19 protein-coding genes are annotated in these 19,538 nt (G+C 72.9%); 5 read left to right on the top strand and 14 right to left on the bottom strand.

Annotation, left to right across the window (positions count from 1 at the left end):
- Window positions 1–420 precede the first annotated feature (420 nt).
- The 3 genes from purE to F1721_RS15745 all read right to left on the bottom strand — a co-directional run bounded on the left by purE (window position 421) and on the right by F1721_RS15745 (window position 3,024).
- On the bottom strand, window positions 421–909 hold the full coding sequence (gene purE / locus F1721_RS15755) for a 5-(carboxyamino)imidazole ribonucleotide mutase (RefSeq protein ID WP_150067452.1): 489 nt from the start codon (window positions 907–909) through the stop codon (window positions 421–423).
- A 52-nt stretch (window positions 910–961) separates the two neighbouring features.
- On the bottom strand, window positions 962–2,146 hold the full coding sequence (locus F1721_RS15750; protein ID WP_150067395.1) for a 5-(carboxyamino)imidazole ribonucleotide synthase: 1,185 nt from the start codon (window positions 2,144–2,146) through the stop codon (window positions 962–964).
- A gap of 62 nt (window positions 2,147–2,208) precedes the next feature.
- Window positions 2,209–3,024 (bottom strand): hypothetical protein, encoded by an 816-nt coding sequence (locus F1721_RS15745; protein ID WP_211840485.1) that lies wholly within the window; start codon window positions 3,022–3,024, stop codon window positions 2,209–2,211.
- 184 nt (window positions 3,025–3,208) lie between these two features.
- Here F1721_RS15745 and F1721_RS35350 point away from each other — a divergent pair, with 184 nt between their 5' ends.
- Window positions 3,209–5,572 carry a sigma-70 family RNA polymerase sigma factor gene (locus F1721_RS35350; RefSeq protein ID WP_150067394.1) on the top strand — a complete coding sequence of 788 codons (2,364 nt, stop codon included), beginning with the start codon at window positions 3,209–3,211 and terminating at the stop codon, window positions 5,570–5,572.
- Between the two features lie 62 nt (window positions 5,573–5,634).
- Window positions 5,635–6,162: a GtrA family protein gene (locus F1721_RS15735; protein ID WP_150067393.1), complete on the top strand. Its 528-nt coding sequence runs from the start codon at window positions 5,635–5,637 to the stop codon at window positions 6,160–6,162.
- Here F1721_RS15735 and F1721_RS15730 read toward each other — a convergent pair whose 3' ends face one another.
- Together F1721_RS15730 and F1721_RS15725 are read right to left on the bottom strand one after the other, a co-directional pair.
- Complete coding sequence (locus F1721_RS15730) at window positions 6,163–7,437, bottom strand: ATP-binding protein (RefSeq protein WP_150067392.1); 1,275 nt, start codon at window positions 7,435–7,437, stop codon at window positions 6,163–6,165.
- A 6-nt stretch (window positions 7,438–7,443) separates the two neighbouring features.
- Window positions 7,444–8,118: a response regulator transcription factor gene (locus F1721_RS15725; RefSeq protein ID WP_150067391.1), complete on the bottom strand. Its 675-nt coding sequence runs from the start codon at window positions 8,116–8,118 to the stop codon at window positions 7,444–7,446.
- 138 nt (window positions 8,119–8,256) lie between these two features.
- Here F1721_RS15725 and hisN point away from each other — a divergent pair, with 138 nt between their 5' ends.
- Entirely contained in the window at window positions 8,257–9,030 is a 774-nt protein-coding gene (gene hisN, locus F1721_RS15720) for a histidinol-phosphatase (protein ID WP_425474404.1), read from the top strand.
- A gap of 382 nt (window positions 9,031–9,412) precedes the next feature.
- Here hisN and F1721_RS15715 read toward each other — a convergent pair whose 3' ends face one another.
- From F1721_RS15715 to F1721_RS15695, 5 genes are all read right to left on the bottom strand, one after another.
- Window positions 9,413–11,236, bottom strand: coding sequence for a DUF2339 domain-containing protein (locus F1721_RS15715; protein WP_150067389.1), 1,824 nt, complete (start codon window positions 11,234–11,236; stop codon window positions 9,413–9,415).
- A 78-nt stretch (window positions 11,237–11,314) separates the two neighbouring features.
- Window positions 11,315–11,620 carry a hypothetical protein gene (locus tag F1721_RS15710; RefSeq protein WP_150067388.1) on the bottom strand — a complete coding sequence of 102 codons (306 nt, stop codon included), beginning with the start codon at window positions 11,618–11,620 and terminating at the stop codon, window positions 11,315–11,317.
- Complete coding sequence (locus tag F1721_RS35345) at window positions 11,617–14,004, bottom strand: TNT domain-containing protein (RefSeq protein ID WP_150067387.1); 2,388 nt, start codon at window positions 14,002–14,004, stop codon at window positions 11,617–11,619. Before F1721_RS35345 ends, F1721_RS15710 begins: the two co-directional genes overlap by 4 nt.
- 5 nt (window positions 14,005–14,009) lie before the next feature.
- Window positions 14,010–14,330, bottom strand: coding sequence for a WXG100 family type VII secretion target (locus F1721_RS15700; RefSeq protein WP_150067386.1), 321 nt, complete (start codon window positions 14,328–14,330; stop codon window positions 14,010–14,012).
- A gap of 2 nt (window positions 14,331–14,332) precedes the next feature.
- Window positions 14,333–14,791 (bottom strand): YbaB/EbfC family nucleoid-associated protein, encoded by a 459-nt coding sequence (locus F1721_RS15695; RefSeq protein ID WP_150067385.1) that lies wholly within the window; start codon window positions 14,789–14,791, stop codon window positions 14,333–14,335.
- A gap of 259 nt (window positions 14,792–15,050) precedes the next feature.
- Between F1721_RS15695 and F1721_RS15690 the strand changes: the two genes are divergently transcribed.
- Entirely contained in the window at window positions 15,051–15,500 is a 450-nt protein-coding gene (locus tag F1721_RS15690) for a MaoC family dehydratase (RefSeq protein WP_150067384.1), read from the top strand.
- A gap of 297 nt (window positions 15,501–15,797) precedes the next feature.
- Here F1721_RS15690 and F1721_RS15685 read toward each other — a convergent pair whose 3' ends face one another.
- From F1721_RS15685 to F1721_RS15670, 4 genes are all read right to left on the bottom strand, one after another.
- Entirely contained in the window at window positions 15,798–16,436 is a 639-nt protein-coding gene (locus F1721_RS15685; protein WP_150067383.1) for an adenosylcobinamide amidohydrolase, read from the bottom strand.
- A complete protein-coding gene (locus F1721_RS15680; RefSeq protein WP_150067382.1) occupies window positions 16,433–17,383 on the bottom strand; it encodes a hydroxymethylglutaryl-CoA lyase in 951 nt (316 codons plus the stop codon). The genes F1721_RS15685 and F1721_RS15680 overlap by 4 nt, the downstream gene beginning before the upstream one ends.
- 22 nt (window positions 17,384–17,405) lie before the next feature.
- Window positions 17,406–17,921, bottom strand: a complete 516-nt coding sequence (locus F1721_RS15675; protein WP_150067381.1) for a PH domain-containing protein — start codon at window positions 17,919–17,921, stop codon at window positions 17,406–17,408.
- Window positions 17,922–17,998: 77 nt separating this feature from the next.
- The gene (locus F1721_RS15670) at window positions 17,999–18,826 is read right to left on the bottom strand and encodes a biotin--[acetyl-CoA-carboxylase] ligase (RefSeq protein WP_150067380.1); all 828 of its coding nucleotides are present in this window, start codon (window positions 18,824–18,826) and stop codon (window positions 17,999–18,001) included.
- 74 nt (window positions 18,827–18,900) lie between these two features.
- Here F1721_RS15670 and F1721_RS15665 point away from each other — a divergent pair, with 74 nt between their 5' ends.
- Window positions 18,901–19,221, top strand: coding sequence for a nucleotidyltransferase family protein (locus tag F1721_RS15665; protein ID WP_150067379.1), 321 nt, complete (start codon window positions 18,901–18,903; stop codon window positions 19,219–19,221).
- The last annotated feature ends 317 nt before the right edge of the window (window positions 19,222–19,538 follow it).

Below are 19,538 nucleotides of genomic sequence, written 5' to 3'. Positions count from 1 at the left end.
ACACCCACACCATCACCCACAACCACTCACGGCCGTGCAGCTCCGGGGAGCATTTCCTCTGTTCGCTTTCGTGATTCCCACTCTAGCAGGCCCGATTTCCCGGTCATTCAGGGGGGTCACTCTCGTTCCCCGCACCCGATTCGTTATCACCCGGACACCGAACCATTTAGAGTTATCAACCGCGAAGCGATTCGCATTTTCAAAGTCTTGCTTTTGAGGCCCTACCACTCTACCACTCGTTCGTGGAAGCTTGGTTTCGACCCCGCGTCCCGCCCGGTCCGGTTTTCCCGGCCCGTGTCGCGCTGACCTGGACAACTTTACACACCCCGAAACACCCCATGAACACCACCCCCCACTAACGAAGAAACCCCAGGTGAGACCGGGTGAACCGGCCCCTCCCGGGGTTCTGCTGCCGAAGGGTCAGGAACGCGCGGCCTTCTCCTGGAGGGCGGCGTCCTTGTCCAGGACCATGCTCTCCAGGTCCGCCTGGAACTTCGCCATGTCCGCGCGCAGGCGCGCGCCGAGCTCACCGGAGTCCGCGGCCAGGGTGCGGACCGCGAGCAGTCCGGCGTTGCGGGCTCCGCCGACCGACACCGTCGCCACCGGGACCCCGGCGGGCATCTGCACGATCGACAGCAGGGAGTCCATGCCGTCGAGGTGCTTCAGCGGCACCGGGACGCCGATCACCGGCAGCACCGTGGCCGAGGCGACCATGCCCGGCAGGTGGGCCGCCCCGCCCGCACCGGCGATGATCACGCGGATGCCTCGGTCGGCCGCGGTTCGGGCGTAGTCCAGCATCCGCTGCGGGGTGCGGTGCGCCGAGTAGACGCCGACCTCGAAAGGCACGTCGAACTCGGTGAGCGCGTCCCCGGCCGCTTGCATCACCGGCCAGTCGGAGTCGCTGCCCATGATCACGCCGACCAGCGGGTTCTCGCCTGCCACGCTCGGACCTCTCTTCGCTTCAGTGGATCTCGTAGCCGTCCGGCCACTCGGCGTGCGACAGCCAGTGCGCCGCCAGCCTCGCCTGCTCCCGCACCTCGTCCATGCGGTCGCCGAGGACGGTGACGTGGCCGAGCTTGCGGCCCGGACGTTCGCTCTTGCCGTACAGGTGCACCTTCGCGTGCGGGTAGCGGGCGAAGAGGTGGTGCAGCCGCTCGTCCACGGTCATCTTCAGCTCGGTCGGCGAACCGAGGAGGTTCGCCATGACCACCGCGGGCGCGGTCAGCTCGGTGGCGCCCAGCGGGTAGTCCAGGACCGCGCGCAGGTGCTGCTCGAACTGCGAGGTCCGCGCGCCTTCGATGGTCCAGTGCCCGGAGTTGTGCGGGCGCATCGCCAGCTCGTTGACCACCAGGCCCTCGTCGGTCTCGAACAGCTCGACCGCGAGCACGCCGGTGACGCCCAGCGATTCGGCGACCTTCAGCGCGAGCTGCTGGGCCTGCTCGACCAGTTCCGGGGTGGTGTTCGGCGCCGGGGCCAGGACCTCGACGCAGATGCCGTCCTCCTGCACCGTTTCGACCAGCGGCCAGACCGCGCCCTGCCCGAACGGCGAGCGCGCGACCAGCGCGGCGAGCTCGCGGCGCAGCGGCACGCGCTGCTCGACGAGCAGCGGCGAACCGCTCTCCAGCAGTTCGGCGACAGTGCTCTTGGCGCCGTCCGGGGTGTTGAGCAGCCAGACGCCGCGGCCGTCGTAGCCGCCGCGGGCGGTCTTGAGCACGCAGGGCCAGCCGTGCTCGGCGCCGAACTCCAGGACGTCGGCGACCTCGGTGACCTCCGCGAACGGCGGCACCGGCAGGCCGAGCTCGGCGAGCTTGCGGCGCATCACGAGCTTGTCCTGGGCGTGCAGGAGCGCGTCCGCACTTGGCTGGACGGACACCCCGGCCGCGGCCAGGGCCCGCAGGTGCTCGCCGGGGACGTGCTCGTGGTCGAAGGTGATCACGTCGCAGCCCTGCGCGAAGTTCTTCAGCGCTTCGAGATCGGTGTGGTGGCCGAGCTCGACGTTCGGGGCGACGAGCGCTGCGGAGTCGTCCTTCGAGGTGGCCAGCACCTTCAGCGACTGCCCCAGCGGGATCGCGGCCTGGTGGGTCATCCGCGCCAGCTGACCGCCGCCGATCATGCCGACAACTGGGGTTCCGGTCCGGTGGTCCACGCGGCCAGCGTAAAGCGGCGCGGGCCGCGCACCTGCGCCGGGACCGCCCAACGCGATCCCCGTCACTCCCGGGTCTGCAGCGACGCCAGCAGGTCGCAGGCGGCGTTGTGGTCGGCGGGCAGCGGTTCCTGCCGGATCCGGACCTCCCGGCAGGAGTGCAGCGCCGGGTCCGCCGCCAGCCGGTGCTCGATCATGCAGCGGGCGTGCAGGCAGCGGGCGGACAGCTGCGGGGTGCGCTTGGCGAGCACCGCCGCAGTGGCCGAGCGGACCAGGGACACGGTCTCGCCCGCGTCGAACGCCGTCCGCAGGACGTCCGCGAGCAGCACCATCGCCATCATCCGCGGGTACCCGTCGGCCGGGGACTCGAGCGAGATCGTGAGCAGCGCGTAGTCCTCGCTCGCCGAGCGGCCCTCGGCCCGGGCCTCCCGGTACACCTCGTGCAGCCGGGTGCGCAGGTAGCCCGCGGTGGTCAGGCCGGTCAGCGGGTCCTCCACCTCGCGCCCGACGGACAGCCGGGCGATCACGTCCGCCCAGCCCAGTGCGGTGGTGCGCACCAGGGCCGTGGGCACCGCGTCCGGGTCGGCGGACACGAGTCCGTCGTGGGCACCGCTCGCGACCGCGTGCAGCGCCGCCAGGTCCTGCAGCGTTCCGGCCAGGCCGACCCCGGCTTCGGCGCGCGCCGCGCCGAGCTCGGCCAGCGGTTCCGCCAGGTCCCGGTCCGCGACGACCGCCGCGCACACCGCGTCCACCGCGTCCGAGGCCCAATCGCTGGGAAAGGGCCACCCGGCGGCGAGGCTGGCGGTCCGCCAGCGCGACCGCAGGGCCCGTTGACGACCCTGCGCGATCGTCGCATCACACTTGAGCGGCCACTCCCTCATCCTCAACGCCCCTCCTTCGACTCCCTGTCATCGGGACGCCGCAAGGAGTCGCCCATGACGGTGCAAGGGATGGCGTCAACAATAGGATCTAGATCACAATCGTTCGAGCAGCGTCATGGTCGGCACCGACCGTGACTCCCTAGGTCAGCAGATCTAGAGTCCCCCGCGGGGAGGAAGGTGCGGCGTGGCGACAATTCCGGCGGAAGTCCAGGGCCCCAGCGACGGGGAACTGCTGGAGGCGGTTCGCAGCGGTTCGTCGGCCGCCTACGCCCAGCTCTACGAACGGCACGTCGGTGCTGCCTACAACATGGCCCGCCAGGTCGCGAGGTCCGCCGCCGAGGCCGACGACCTGGTGTCCGAGGCGTTCGCCAAGGTGCTCGACACGCTGCGCGACGGGCGCGGCCCGACCACCGCCTTCCGCGCGTACCTGCTGACCGCGCTGCGGCACACCGCCTACGACCGGACCCGCCGCGAGCGCAAGCTGCAGCTCGCCGACGACGTGGCGGAGGTGTCCGGCGCGGACGTCAGCGTGCCGTTCACCGACACCGCCGTCGCCGGGCTGGAGCGCACCCTCGCCGCGCAGGCGTTCGCCCGGTTGCCCGAGCGCTGGCAGACCGTGCTCTGGCACGTCGAGGTGGAGGGCCAGACCCCGGCCCAGGTCGCCCCGCTGCTCGGGTTGACGCCGAACGGCGTGTCCGCGCTCGCCTACCGCGCGCGGGAGGGCTTGCGGCAGGCGTACCTGCAGGTGCACCTCGGGCAGCTGGACGACTCCGAGTCCGGGGTCGAGCACTGCCGGGCGACGGTCGACCGGCTCGGCGCGTGGACCCGGCGCGGCCTGTCCAAGCGGGAGACCGCGCAGGTCGAGTCGCACCTCGACGGGTGCGACCGGTGCCGGGCGCTGGCCGCGGAGCTGGCCGACGTCAACGGCGCGCTCCGGGTCATCATCGCGCCGCTGGTGCTCGGGTCCGCCGCCACCGGCTACCTGGCCGTTTCGTCCTCCGGCGGGGCTTCGGCCGCGGCGCTGGCCGCGGGCAGCGCGTCCGGTGCGGCGGGGGCGGCGACCGCGGTGCTGGCCACCGCGGTCGCGATCGCCATGACCTCCGGGACCGACCAGACCGTTCCGCTGGCCTCCGCGCCACCGGCGCCCATCGTGCAGCCAGCGGAGCCGCCGAATCCTCCGGCACCGCCGCCGCCTGCGCCGCCGCAGCCGCCGCAGGCGCCGCAGGCGCCGAGCCCGGCTCCGCAGCCCCCGGCTCCGCAACCCCCGGCTCCGCCCGCGCCCGCACCGCCGCCCGCGCCGACGCCTCCACCGCCGCCACCTGCGACGCCGGTGCTCAACGCCTCCGGTCCGGGGCAGCCGATCCAGCTGGTCGCCGGTGGGGATCCGGTCGACCTGCCGATCACGGTGAGCAACAGCGGTGCGGGCGACTCCGAGCCGGTCACGACGGCGCTGGACATGCCGTCGGGGGTTTCCGCGCAGCTCCCGGGCGCGATGTCGTCCGAGCCCGCGTCGACCGTTCCGCAGAGCAGGTCGCTGGTGCTGGCGCAGCCGCCCGGCTCGCCCTCGGTGAGCTGCCAGAACCGGTCGAGCACCATCACCTGCACCACCGACCGCGGGCTGCGGCCCGGCGAGTCGTTCACCTTCAACTTCAGGGTGCGGGCGGACGAGTCGTCGCAGGGCGGCGAGATCACCGCCAGCATCTCCGCCGGTGCGGAGATCGAGCTGCACCTGGACGCGGTGCCGGTGGTGGTCGAGCCAGCTCCGGTGGACAAGATCGATCTGCAGGCCTGGAGCTGGCCGGTGGCCGAGGAGCTCTGGAGCTGGCCGACGTCGGAGAAGAGCAGCAGGCTCTTCATCTGGGTGACCAACGTCGGGACCAGCACCGGTCGTGCCGAGGCCATCGCTGAGCTGCCGGAGGGCATGCACGCGCAGGTCCTGACGCCCGAATGCGATGTGCTCCCGGGCCAGGACCGGGTTCGGTGCTCCGACGACCTCTCGCCCAGGGAATCGATGCTGGGTGTGGTGCAGGTGACCGACCCGCAGGACGTCCCGGATCCCGTCGCCCACAGCTCGACGGTCGACCCGGCCTCGCCCGAAGCGGCTGTCCAGGTGACCGCCAACCTCGGTACTTCCAGCGACAGCGAGCTCGTACCGCTGCGGTTCCCGCTGCCCCCACCGCCGCCGAAGCCGCCGGAATGCTCGTGGTGGCCGTGGTGGCCGCCGGGCTTGGACCACCACCGTCCGCCGTGGTGCTGGTGGCCGGAGCCAGCGCACTCGCCGCTGGTCCCGCCGACGACGTCCAGCTCGGAGCCGACCACCACGTCGGAGCCGCCCAGCACGACATCGCCGACGGCCCCGCCGACGAGCACCGCACCGCCGACCACGACGCCGCCGACCACGAGCGCGCCGCCGACGTCGAGCACGCCGCCGAGCACGACGACGCCGCCCAGCAGCACCGCGCCGCCGTCCAGCTCGACTCCCCCGACCAGCAGCGCGCCGCCGTTGACGAGCACGACGAGCCCGCACGGGGGACCGCAGCCCAGGTGAATCGGGTCTCCGGTTCCCACGGCTGGCATCGCCCGGACGGCGCAACTACGTAGACTCGGGGCGTGTCCGTCGTCGATTCGGTGCTCGCGCGCATCCCGCAGCGGTACCGGGAACTCGCGATCCGGCATCGCGAGCTGCTGAAGTTCGGCATCGTCGGCGGTATCACGTTCCTCATCGACACCGGCATCTTCTACGCGCTGAAGCTGACCGTGCTGTCGCACAAGCCGGTCACCTCGAAGATCATCGCGGTGCTGGTCGCGACGCTGGTGTCCTACGTGCTCAACCGGGAGTGGTCGTTCCGCACCCGGGGCGGGCGGCAGCGGCACTCCGAGGCGACGCTGTACTTCGTCATCAGCGGGATCGGGGTCGGGCTGTACTCGGCCCCGCTGTGGGTCTCCCGCTACCTGCTGCACCTGCAGACCCCGTACACCAGCCGGTTCGTGGAGGAGATCGCCGACTTCACCGCGGCGCAGATCGTCGGGCTGCTGCTGGGCATGGCGTTCCGCTGGTGGGCGTTCCGCAAGTGGGTGTTCCCCACCGACCGCGCGGACGAGGGCGCGCCGGAGCGCGACCACGCGCGGGTCAGCTGATCAGCGCGGCGTCGGTTCGGACTTCCAGGGCAGGCCGAGGACGTCGTCGGCCCGGGCGACCGGGAGGAAGACCTCGAACATCGCCGGTCGTGCCTGGCTGAGTTCGAGGCGGCCGCCGTCGGCCTCGACCAGGGCGCGGGCCAGCGCCAGGCCGACGCCGGTGGAGCCGTGGCCGGAGAAGCCGCGTTCGAAGACGTAGGGCACCAGCTCGTCGGGGACGCCCGAACCGGCGTCGCTCACCTCCACGACGACGGTGCCGCCACCCTGCCGCGCCGCGAGGGTGACGGTGCCCTCGCCGTGCCGCAGCGCGTTGTCGAGCAGGACGCCGATCGTCTCGCGCAGCCGCGTGGGCGTGACGCGGGCCAGCAGCTCCTCCTCCACCTTGACCCGCAGCGTGCGGCCCTCCGCTTTGAGCGGTTCCCGCCACTCCGCCGCCACGTCGGTGAGCAGCGTCGAGATGTCCAGGGGTGCGGCGTCGCGGGCGCGCGCCGCGGTGGCCGCGGCGAGCAGGTCGTCCAGGACTCCGGAGAGGCGTTCCGCCTGTTCCAGCGCGGCGCTCGCTTCTTCGGCGACCTCCGGGTCGTTGGTCGCGGCGAGCGCTTCCAGCCGCAGGTGCAGCGCGGTGAGGCGGCTGCGGAGCTGGTGCGACACGTCGCCGACCAGCTCGCGCTCGCGCTGGACGAGCTGCGACAGCGCGGCGCCGGAGGCGTCCAGCGCGTCCGCGACCCGGTCCAGCTCCGGCACCTGGTGGCGCTGCGGGTCCGCGCGGAAGTCGCCCGCGCCCAGGCGGGCTGCGCGGGCCGCGACGTGGCGAAGCGGGTCGGACAGGCGGCGCGCGGTCACCGACGCCACGATCATGCCGGTGCCCGCGGAGAGCACCACCAGCAGCAGCACCAGACCTGCGACCTGGATCTGCTGGGTGCGCACCGGGCCGCTCGGCGCGGCGAGCGTCACCGTGCCGCTCTGCACCATCGGGACGCTCTCCACCAGCGGTTCTTCGCCGGGGTCGGGACCGTAGGCGTAGTCGTGGGCCTGGGTCCGGACGATCAGCCGGGCGCCGTCGGGCACCGCGAGCCGCGCCGCGTTGAGGTCCACCGGGCGCTGGGCGGCGATCTGCTCGTCCAGCAGCGTCGCGATCTGCTGCGCGCGGGTGGACAGGTCGTTGACGGTGATGTCCTGGACGAGCTTCAGCGCGCTGAATCCCAGCGGCAGCCCGAGGACCACTGCGGTGACGGCGACGGCGAGCAGGGTGGCCTGCAGGATTCGGCGGCGCATCGCGGGTCAGTCCGCGTTGAAGCGGAACCCGACGCCGCGCACGGTGGCGATGCGGGTCTCGTCCAGCCGACCGTTGCTGTCGCTGAGCTTCCGGCGCAGCCAGGAGATGTGCATGTCGAGCGTCTTGCTGCCCTTGCGGTCGGACTCCGGCCAGACCTCCTCGAGGATCTCCTCGCGGGTCACCACCTGCCCGGCGTGCTGCATGAGCACCCGGAGCAGCTCGTACTCCTTGTTCGCCAGCTGCACCTCGTGCTCGTTGACCAGCACCCGGCGGGCGGTCAGGTCGAGGCGGACGCCGGAGGCCTCCAGCGTCTCCGGGGCGCCGCGGCGGAGCAGGGCGCGGATGCGGGCCATCAGCTCGGCGAGCCGGAACGGCTTGGCCACGTAGTCGTCGGCGCCCGCGTCGAGGCCGACCACGAAGTCGACCTCGTCGGTGCGGGCGGTCAGCATCAGCACCGGCAGGCCGCGACCCTGCGCGCGCAGCCGGCGGCACACCTCCAGACCGTCCATCCCGGGCAGTCCGAGGTCCAGCACCAGCAGGTCGATCCCACCGGAGGCGGCGGTGCTCAGCGTCGATGGACCGTCCTCGATCACCTGGACGGTGTAGCCCTCGCGTTGCAGCGCCCTCGACAGCGGCACAGCGATGGCCGGGTCGTCTTCTGCCAACAGCACCACGCTCACGCCTCCAGCCTAGAGGGCGAAGATGATCACGTCCGGTGTCGTGGGTGATTGGGCTCGCGCCGACTGCCCTGAGCAGCGGGCCGGAGGCTGCCCGCGCCGCCCCGCGGGACGAGTCCGCGATCGTCTAGGGTGCCTGGCGTGACCAGCGATCTCGATCTCGCCCTGCACCTCGCGGACGTCGCCGACGGCATCACCGCCAGCCGGTTCCGGGCCCGGGACCTGAGCGTGGACCGCAAACCCGACCGCACCCCGGTCACCGACGCCGACCTCGCGGTGGAGGACGCGGTGCGCGAGGTGCTCGCCGAGCACCGGCCGGACGACGTGGTCGCCGGGGAGGAGCGCGGCGGCACGGCGGGCGAGGGCCGGGCGTGGGTGCTCGACCCGATCGACGGCACGAAGAACTTCCTCCGCGGCGTCCCGGTGTGGGCGACGCTGATCGCCCTGGTGGACGGCGGTCGTCCGCAGGTCGGCGTGATCAGCGCCCCGGCGCTGGGCAAGCGCTGGTGGGCGGCGACCGGGGCGGGCGCCTGGTGCCGCACGGGTGCGGCGGAGCCGGAGCGGATCTCGGTGTCCGGGGTGCGCGAGCCCGCCGACGCCTACGTGTCGACCACCCACCTCGGGACCTGGGTGGAGCATCACTCGCGGGAGGCCTACCTGCGGTTGGTCGACGCCTGCTGGGAGAACCGGGCGTTCGGCGACTTCTGGCAGCACTGCCTGGTGGCCGAGGGCGTGATCGACATCGCCGCGGAGCCGATCGTGAACCCGTGGGACGTGGCGGCGGCGCAGGTGCTGGTGACCGAGGCCGGTGGCTCGTTCACCGACCTGACCGGTGCCCCGCGCTACGACGGCGGCAGCGCGCTGTCCACGAACGGCCACCTCCACGCCCGCGCCCTGTCCCTGCTGGAGCGCTGAACGGCGAGTCCTCCCTCGCCCCGACCTCGGACTGTCCGCGATTTCAATGGAAATCAGGTCTCCGATTTCCATTGAAATTGTTCATCCCCGTCCGTGGACCGCAGCTGCGAAGGGCGAACGGCACCGACCGGCAGGTGTCGCATGCGCCGCAGGCGCATAACCCACCCTCGCAACTCGCACCGCCGCGGGTTCACGGTGCCCACCCCTCCGGGGTTCCTTCCTTCCGGCGAGGACGGGCCTGACGCCGTGTATCGGGTCATACACAAGCCAGGGCACCCGGAGTCCAGGCGGGCGCTGAGGTTCCGCCACCGGCACCGCCACTCAGAACGAGGCTGGAAAACCTCACTGAAATCGTGGGCGGACGGCGTCGGGAGGGGCTTGCTCAGGCTTCGTCGCGGGTCGGTTTGAGGAGGCGGGCGTAGCGGGAGCCCGCTGCCAGCAGGATCAGGCCCGCGCAGAGGAAGGCGATCACCCGGGCCACGCCGTCCAGGGTGGCGAGGTCGAACAGCAGGAGCTTCGCCAGGGACGCCGCGATCAGGACCAGGCCCGCGATGCGCAGGTGCTTGACGCGGACCCCGCGCAGCAGCAGCGCGATCGCCGCGACCACCCAGGTCAGGGTGATCAGGATGTGCGCGGTGAGGAAGCCGTTCCGGGTGTCGGACACCAGCAGGCAGGCCGCCATCGTCGTGCTCGCCGTCCCGTACAGCAGCGCCAGTCCCGTCGCCGCCCACAGCGGCGACGACTTCGGGAACTTCTCGATCCGGACCGCCGAGGCGGGCACCACGATCGCCGCGGCGGCGATCAGCAGGCCGCACAGCAGGCCAGCGAGGCCGGGGGCGTAGCCGTGCCAGAGCAGCGCGGTGAGCGGCACCTCGTTGACCACGGCGAGCAGGAACCCGAAGGTCGCGTAGCACGTCGCGCCGAGGAGAACACCCGCGCTGCGCAGCAGGAACGCGCCGACGCTCAGCAGCAGCGCCTCGCACAGCAGCGCCGTTGCCCAGCTCGACGAGTCCAGCACGGTCAGCGTGGTCTGCGCCGCGGCGATCGCCGCCATCGCGCCGACCGCTGCGGTGAACCGGTGCGACAACCAGTCGCGGAACGCCGGGACGAACCGGGCCACCGCCCAGATCGCCAGCAGCAGCACGGTGGTTCCCGCGCCCAGCAGGCCCGCGACCGGGGGCTCCAGCAGCAGCGGACCGGCCAGGAACGCCGGGGTCGGCGCGGCGATCAGCAGGCCGATCGAGGTCCGGTCCGCGTCCGGCCGGGCCCCGGCGGTGATCGCGGCGATCACCACGCCCGCCAGCACGGACAGGCTGATCGCGACCACGAGCACCGGGTCGTGGAAGAACGAACCCCAGATCGCCGCCACCAGGGCCGCCAGCACCGCGGGGATGCCGGCCGCCAGCGCGAGCGCGGACCAACCGCGCCGGACCTGCACCGGTGCCGCCGCGACCTGCAGCAGGATCAGGAAGCCGACCAGCAGCGCGTTCGGCAGCTGGGTGATCAGCGGCGCGCAGATCGCCGAGCTCAGCACCACGCCCAGCGCCAGCGGTCGCGCCCGCCAGAAGTCGGCGAGCGCCAGACCGGCGACGCTGACCAGCAGTCCGACGCCCAAACCCACCGGGGCGGGCACGAACCCGTAGAGCGAGGTGGCCGCGACCACGTCCAGGAACAGCGCGGCGAAACCCGTCGTGGCGAGCGCGAACGCGGCGATCCGCCCGGCGTCCTCGCCCTTCGAGCGGCGGTGCATCCACCAACCCGCGGCGACCAGCAGCGCGGCGAGCACCGCGCCGCCGCCGACCCGGGCCCCCGGTCCGAGCCAGTCCTGCTGCACGGCGAGGACCAGCAGGAACACCACTCCGAGCAGCGTCACCCCGGCGCCGACCCAGGCGAGCACGCGGCTCGGCTCCAGGTTCGCGCCGAGCTGGCGGCGCGGGCGGACCGGCTGCTGCGCCAGCCCCGGGTACGGCACCACCTGCGGCTGGACGTCCTGCGGCGCGGCCACCGGGGGCTGGACGTCCTCCGGTGCCGGAGCCTGCGGCGCAGCGACCTGCGGCTGGACGTCCGGTGCCTGCGCTTCCTGCGGGGCGGCCTGCGCCGCCGCTTGGGCCTGCACCATGCTGCCCAGGTAGGTCAGCCGCTGGCCGATGGCGTGCAGCTCACCGGCCACCAGTTGCAGCGTTTGACCGGGCGACGGATGCGACATGTCATCACAGTGGGGGAACGCCGCCGGTCAGGACATCGGTAGCACTACTCAGTTGCGATCACGGCTCGGTGCCGGTGCTCACCCGCGCTGCGCCGGGGTGCCCTTCGGCGGCGTGCTGGTGGCGTCGACCGGGCCGACCACCCCGCGCAGCGCCTGGGTCCAGGTGAGCCGACCGAACAGGTAGAAGCAGGCGACCTGCTCGTTGCTGAACCGGGCCCAGTCGTAGCGGTTGCCCTGCTCCCGCCAGAAGACCTCCCACGCCGGGGTGCCGTCGCGCTCGTCGCGCACCAGGCACCAGGCGTCGTCGGCCTCCGCGCCGATCGACACGAGCCCCTCCGGGACGCCCATCGCCAGCAGCCAGCCCAGCACGGACTCGGTGTTCACTTCCCGGCCTCCTTCTGCCGCTCCGCCTCGTCGGTGCTCATCGGCACCGTCGCGCGCTCGCGGGCGATCCGCTCCGTCGACGCGGCGGTCGACGTGATCCGGAAGGTCGACTCCACCACTTCGGCGCCCTCCGCGGTCTCGCGCTCGATGCGCAAGGTCACCGCCTCGGCGGCCTCCCGCGACCTGGTCAGCTCCACCAGGTAGCCGAGCCCGACCAGGTCGTCCAGCGAGTGCGTCGTGCGGTAGCGGACACCGCCGCCGGGCTGCGCGAACCACGGGGCCGCCACCGACTGCCACACCGGCAACCGCCGCATCACCCGGTACCGGCGGTACTCCCGCTCGGCGTGCGCCGCGGGCAGCGAGCGCTGCCCGAACGCCGTCGCCAGCGCGAACGAGAAGCGCCCGGCACCGCTGCCCGTGCAGTCGAGCACGGTGTCCGGCTCCAGCACCACCGGCTCCGCCGGTTCCACCGCGCCCTCCGGGTGCTCGTCGGCGGGCGGCCACGCGTACTCGCTCCGCTCGCCGTCGCGCACCACGAACCGGCGCTCCCACTCGAGCTCGCTGAGCTCGCCCAGCGGATCGTGCTTCGCGACGAGTTCCTCCGGCAGCTGCTCCGGCTCGTCGCGCTCCTCGCGATCGCGCTGCGCAGCCGCGTAGACCTCCCCCGAACGCACCCGCTCCAGCGCATCGCTGTCGTCCACCAGGTGCGACTCCGGGTGGTCGTGCGGCGGGAAGTTCAACCCGGGTCGGGCCGGGCCCTCCGACGGCGGCGGCAGCTGGCGGCTCGCCCGGCTCGCCGCGACCGGCATGTAGCCGATCGGGAACTGGTGCAGCACGAACGCCACCACGTCCGCGTTCCGGCCGCCCTGCCGCAGCGGCCGCTGGACGGGCTCCACCGCAGGTGGAGCGGGAGGCTGCGGCGGAGCCGGGAGCGGACGCAGCGGGGAGCGCTGCGCCGGGTTCTTCACCGGCTGCTGCTGTTGCGGTTGCTGCTGCTGTTGTTGCGGAGCCGGGGCAGCGCCGAAGGCGCCCGGCGGAGCCGCCACCGGTGGCCGGGCCGACGGCGGAGCCGCGGCCGGAGGCTGCGCCGCCGGAGGCGCGCCGGGCGGCGCCACGAAGTGGCCGCCCCCGCCCGGCGCGGGCGGCTGGGCCGCCGGGGCGAAGCCCGGCTGCGGAGCAGCCGCGCCCGGCGGCAGCGGAGGCTGGGGGGCCTGCGGAGCCTGCGGCGAAGCCCAGGCGGAGTGCACCGCGTGCGGAGCGGTGCTGGAGGCGGGGTCGTCGCCGGGCGTCCAGCCCGGGCGGGCGTGGCCGGTGCTCACCGGGATCGGGCCGGTGCCCGCGTCGGCGAGGCCGGGCGCCCAGGAGCCGGGGTTGACCTTGACCGGACCGGTGTGCTCGGCGTCCGCCTGCCAGCCGGTGGCGGGCTGGGCCGCCGCCGAGATCTCGTCCTGCGCACCTGCTGCCACACCCCCGACGGTTCCGCGGCCGACGTGCTCCGCCGCGCTGCCAACATCTTCCGCAACGCCACCGGCGACATCGCGACCGACTCGGCCGACCTCGTCGACGGCGCCGCCGACCGCACCACCGACGCCCTCCGCGACGCCACCGACCGCACCGCCCGCGGTCCGACCGATCCCTTCGACCGCACCGCCTGCGGTTTCGCTCACACCCGCGACCGCACCACCGGCCGCGTGCCCGACACCTGCGACCGCTCCACCAGCGGCTTCACCGACACCCGCGACCGCTCCGCCAGCGGCGTGCCCGACACCCGCGACCGTCTCGCCCAGACCGCCACCCGCAGCCTCCACTGTGGACGCCAGGCCGGTGCCCGCGTTCAGCGCGACGTCGCCGAGGGCCGACAGGGGCTTGCCCTGGTCCACCCGGACACCGCTGTCCGGGTCCACCGCCGCGGCCAGGGTGCTGTGCAGCTGCGCCACGTTCGCCGCCGCGCCCTGCACCGCCGAGTCCAGGGCCGCGAGGGCCTGCGGGTGCCCGGCTGCCGCCGCCTGCTCGGCCGCGTCGGTCTGCTTCGCCAGCGTCACCAGCTCGCGCACCAGCTGGACCTTCGCCGCGCCGATCTGCTCGGCCGCGTGGTCCAGGCGGTCCGCCGCCGCGTGGCACTGCCGCACCGAGCTCGGCAGGATGCCGTCGTCGGCGACGAAGCCGTCCCACTCGCGGCTCGCCGCCTCCGCGGCCTCGCCCTCGAAGGCCCGCAGCGCACCCTGCGCAGCGCCGTCCGCGCTGGCCGCCAGGCCGTCGATCGACTTCGCGGCTTCTCGCCACGCCGCCGCCGACTCGCGCATCGCGTCCTCGTCCGCCTCCGGCCACCGGGCGCCCGCGCGCGCGGCGACGTCGCGGAGTTCGGCGGGAAGTTCGATGCCCACCGCGCTCACCCCCGTTCGGCGATTCGTCCGAGCTCTTCGGCGTTGTCGGCGTCGACCTGCTGCGTCGTGGCCGCCGCGGCGGCGAACTTCGACCCCATGCCGCGCAGTCGCGACGACATCTCCCCGAGGTCGGACAGCGCCTGGTCGGCCCGGCCGCAGTGGGCCCGGGCGAAGTTGGCGCCGATCTCGTCACCGCCCCAGCAGGCACCGGCCGACTCCACCGCCTGGCGCAGGGTGTCGGCGATCTGCTGCGCCCGCCCCGCCAGGTCGTCGAACTCGCTCGCGTGCTCGCTCAGCCGCCCGAGGTCGCTGCGGAAACCACTCATGGTCACATCCGTTTCGTCGGGCTCTGCTGCAACCAGCTCCCGGCCGAGAAGTCCTCGTCCTCGGCAACATCATCGTCGACGGGCTCCGCTTCGTTGCGCAGCACCGATGCCGACTCGCCGTCGGCGTGTCCGCCCAGCAGCAGTTCCGGGTCGGTTCCCGCGGGCAGGACCTCGGCGAGCACGTCGGCGGCGCGCCGAGCAGCGGCCTGCGCCGCCTGCGCGCTCAGCTCGGCGATCGTCGCGGCGAGCTGCGCGGGCCGCAGCTTCTCGTAGACGTCGTCGGCCAGCACCACCTCGCGGAGCGCGCCCCGCGGGCCGACCGCGACCTGCACCCGGCCGTCGCGGGAGCGGGCGGTTTCGGTGATGGCGGCCAGGTCCCGGTGCGTCTCGGCGAGGCGCTCCCGGCTGCGCTGGTAGTCCGCCAGCAGCTCGGCCACCTGGGCCTGGTGATCGGTCGGCACGGCCGCTCCCCTCCCCTGGTCGCTGGACGGCCCCGCGGCTGCGGCGAAGTCCGGCTCGGCTCAAGCGGTCGTCCGCGGCCCGGTGAACCGCAGACCGCACGTCGCGACTTGGACGTGCCCCGCAGCGCAGATGGTTCCACGTCCGCCCCGGCTTTTTCCGCCCCGACCTGCCATCGCACCGGAATGTCCGAAACCCCCGATCACCCGGTGTGAGCACCGTCTCGCCGAGCGGCCGAACCCGGGCTGGGACCATGGGGCAATGCCGACGATCGCGTACGAAGACCTGACCCCCGGCCGCACCTTCGACCTGGGCAAGGTGGAGGTGGACCGAGCGGAGATGCTGGCCTTCGCGGAGCGCTTCGACCCGCAACCGTTCCACCTCGACGAAGAGGCGGGGCGCAACTCGGTCCTCGGCGGCCTGTGCGCCTCCGGCTGGTTCACGGCCTCCCTGTGGATGCGCGGCTACGTGGACCACGTCCTGGCGGACTCGACCTCCCAGGGCTCACCGGGCGGCAACGAACTTGCCTGGCTGGCCCCGGTATTCCCGGGCGACGTCCTGCACCTGGGCATGGAGGTCAACAGCCAACGCCGCTCCCAGAGCAAACCGAACCTCGGCCTGGTGGAGATCACCGGCACGGCAGACCGGAACGGAGAGCGAGTCCTCCGCTTCACCTTCGTAGCCATGTTCGGCACCCGAGAGCAGGACTGACGGACCGCGCAACCCAAGAAACCGGACACCACAACCGAACCCCCGGGTGCCGAACCTCACGCGATCTCGATTGAAATCGCCCCACCACCCCAACCGCAGGATTCCCCGAAAACGACGGCGATTTCGATTGAAATCGCTGCACACCCCAACGCAACCACCCACCGCTTCGAACCCAAACCCAACCCCGTGCCCAACGGCACCCCTCCCCGCCAACCCCACCCCGGTATCACCACTGGTCGCCCAGACGGCACCCCAGCCCCAACCGCGCACCCCGGTCAGCAGCAAGAAACCCCCGGTTCAGGAACTGTGCCGCGGGTTCTCGATGCGAAGCCCCGCCGTCACCGCCGCGTGAACGGCCCGGGCCAGCGCCGCGCCGATCCGCGACCGCGGCCCGCCGTACAGCTCGGCTTCGCCGTCCGCGGGGCAGAGGATCGCCGTGGCGTCGGTGACCGTTCCAGTACCCGCGACCCCGGATTCCACCAGCGCCTGGGCTTTGGCCTCCGCCACCGTCGCCACCGAGTTCACCAGGGCCGCCTCGCTCAGCCGGACCGGCGACCAGCACACCGCGTTGATCGTTCCCGGCGCCCACGCTCGCGCTTCGGCCGGGGCTGCCGCCCAGACCGGCGCGTTCGCGCCGGTGGTCACGCTCGCCCGGACCCCGCCGTCGGCGGCGGTGACCTCGTGGCGCACGTCCACCGCTGTGAGCAGGCCGATGCCGTCGCCGGTCAGTCCCAGCTCGGCCGCCATCTCACCGGCGTGCGCCGTCGGGTCGGGGTGGTCGTAGTCGGTCACCACCGTCGCGTTGAGCACCCAGTTCCGCAGGCCGATGCCGCCGCCCCGGGGCGCCGAGGAGATCGCCAGCCACGGCCGCTCGCACCGCCAGACCAGCACCGGCCGGTCCTGCACCGCGTGCAGGACCGGACTCGGCGCGGTCACGAGCTCAGCGCCTTGACCACTCGCGACGGGCTCGGGCGCCCGAGCTGCTCGGCCATCCAGACGCTGGTCCCCACGAGCTTGGCGAGGTCGACGCCGTGCTTGATGCCCAGGCCGTCGAGCATCCACACCAGGTCCTCGGTCGCGAGGTTGCCGGTGGCCGACTTGGCGTACGGGCAGCCGCCCAGACCGCCCGCCGAGGAGTCCACAGTGGACACGCCGTGCTGCAGGGCGGCGAAGGTGTTGGACAGCGCCTGGCCGTAGGTGTCGTGGAAGTGCACCGCCAGCTGGTCCACCGCGACCCCGGCCGCGGCGAACCCGCGCAGCAGCGCCGACACGTGCCCCGGCGTGGCCACGCCGATCGTGTCGCCCAGCGACAGCTGGTCGCAGCCCATCTCCAGCAGCCGCTTGCCCACCGAGACGACCTGCTCGACCGGCACGGCACCCTCCCACGGGTCGCCGAAGCACATCGAGACGTACCCGCGCACCGACAGGCCCTCGTCGACCGCGCGCCGCACCACCGGGTCGAACATCGCGAACTGCTCGTCCAGACCGCGGTTGAGGTTGCGCCGGGTGAACGTCTCGGTCGCGGAGGCGAAGATCGCGATGTCGCGGACCTGCGACTCCAGCGCCCGGTCCAGGCCGCGCGCGTTCGGCACCAGCACCGGGTAGCGGACGCCGGGCGCGCGCTGCAGCCCGGCCAGCAGCTCCGCCGCGTCGGCCAGCTGCGGGACCCACTCCGGTCGCACGAAGCTGGTCGCCTCCAGCACCGACAGCCCGGCGTCGGCCAGGCGGTGCAGGAACTCCAGCTTCACCTCCACCGGGACGGCCTGCTTCTCGTTCTGCAGCCCGTCGCGCGGTCCGACCTCCCAGATCGTCACCGAGCCCGGCAGCTCGCCCGGCTCCGGCGCGGCCACCTGCATCGGCAGACCCAGCTCCAGCGGTCCCATCAGCCCTCCCGTGTCCAGCGGCTCACCGGCTCTCGCCGCGGCCCCAATCGTCCCGCGGGTCGTCGTTGACCTCGCGGTACAGCAGCGTGTGGACCTTCTCCACCTGCGGGATGTCGTCGAACTCCAGCGGCTCGTCCGAGGCGGACTCGACGACCAGCGTGCCGCAGCCCAGCATCCGGTCGATCAGGCCGTGCCGGAAGCGCACCGAGTTGATCCGGGACATCGGGATGTCGATGCCGCTGCGGGTGAAGACGCCCTCGCGGACCATCAGCCGGTGCGTGGTGACCACGAAGTGCGTGGTGCGCCAGCGCACCAGCGGGGCGAGGGTGAACCAGACGACCAGGACGGCACCGACGACCGCCAGCGCGATCCAGGCGGGCAGGTGCCAGGAGAACGGGGCGACCAGGGCCGCCAGGTAGGACCCGCCACCGACGACCACGAAGAGGACCAGCACCGGGACGACCAGCATCTTCCAGTGCGGGTGCTTGTGCACGACCACGTACTCGTCCTCGCCGAGCAGGTCGTCTGGGTAGGCCACCGGTTCCCCTCCTCTAACCGCCTCGCGGGTCGCCGATCACGTTACCGGCCGCAGCCGACCGGACGCGGCATCGGCGATCAAACCCGCCGGACGTGCACCACGTCGCCGGCGGAGACCGCCGTCGTCCGGCCGCTCTCGGCGCGGACCACCAGCCGACCCTCGGCGTCGATGTCGGTCGCGACGCCCCGCAGCTGCTCATCGGGCCCGAGCTCGACGCGCACCTGCTGGCCCACGGTGCTGCACAGCTGCCGGTACCGGTCGAGCAGCCCGCTGCCCACCACGTCCCCCGACGCGGCCCGCCAGCGGTCGTCGGCCTCGGCGAACGCCGTGAGCAACGCCACGGCGAACTCCTCCCGGTCGACCTCCGCGCCCTCCGCGGCCAGCGAGGTGGCGGGCAGCCCGCCCGCGCCGCGGGGCAGCTCGTCGCGCTCCTGCAGCACGTTGATGCCCATGCCCAGGACGAGCGCCAGCCCGTCCGGCCCGGCCACCGCCTCGCCCAGGATCCCGGCCGCCTTCAGCCACTCCTCGCCGCTGCCGAGCAGCAGGTCGTTGGGCCACTTCAGGGAGGCGCGCACCCCGGTGGTGCGCTGGACGGTCTCGGCCAGCGCGACACCGGCGATCAGCGGCAGCCAGGAGACGGTGGACTGCGGCACGTCGGGCCGCAGCAGAACGCTCACGAACAGCCCGCGACCGCGCGGCGAGGTCCACTGGCGCTGCATCCGGCCGCGCCCGGCCTGCTGCTCCTCGGCGATCAGCACGGTCCGGTCCGCCGCACCCCGACCGGCGGCGGCCGCCAGGTCGGTGTTCGTCGAACCCGTCACGGTCACCACGTCGAGCGCGGCGTACGGCCCGTCGTCGACCAACCGGGCCCGCAGCCGTCCGCCGTCCAGCAGCACAGGAGTCACGCCCCCAGCCTATGCCGCGACTGGACCGCCCTCCGGAGGAGCTGGGATGATGGCGTCAGCAGGGAGGAGGAGCCATGACCTCGGTCATCGACGCGCCGCACCGGCGGATCACCCTCGACGAGGTCCGCGCGCACCGCGACGAGATCTACCGGATCGCGGAGAAGTACGGCGTCAGCAACGTCCGCGTGTTCGGCTCCGTCGCCCGCGGCGAAGCCGACGACGACAGCGACCTGGACCTGCTGATCGACGTCGCTCGGGGCACGAGCCTGTGGGACATGTCCGGATTCGCGCTCGACGTCGAAGAACTGCTCAACGTCTTCACCCAGGTCGTGACCCCGAACGGGTTGAAGGAACGGATCCGGGACGAAGTGCTCACCGAGGCGGTGTCGGTCTAAAACCCGCTATTCCGGAGCTTCTCCGGCTCTTCTGCCGCGTCCACAAGGCGGGCGATCGGTCGTGACTGTCGGCCGGGACTGGGCCACCGCCAGGCGACCAGTGGTGATACCGGGGTGGGGTTGGTGGGGAGGGGTGCCGTCGGGCACGGGGTTGGGTTTGGGTTCGAAGCGGTGGGTGGTTGCGTTGGGGTGTGCAGCGATTTCAATCGAAATCGCCGTCGGTTTCGGGGAATCCTGCGGTTGGGGTGGTGGGGCGATTTCAATCGAAATCGCGTGAGGTTCGGCACCCGGGGGTTCGGTTGTGGTGGCGGCTGGGC

The sequence above is a fragment of the Saccharopolyspora hirsuta genome (assembly GCF_008630535.1).
Lineage (GTDB): Bacteria > Actinomycetota > Actinomycetes > Mycobacteriales > Pseudonocardiaceae > Saccharopolyspora > Saccharopolyspora hirsuta.
This window is presented reverse-complemented; position numbering and strand designations above follow the sequence as displayed.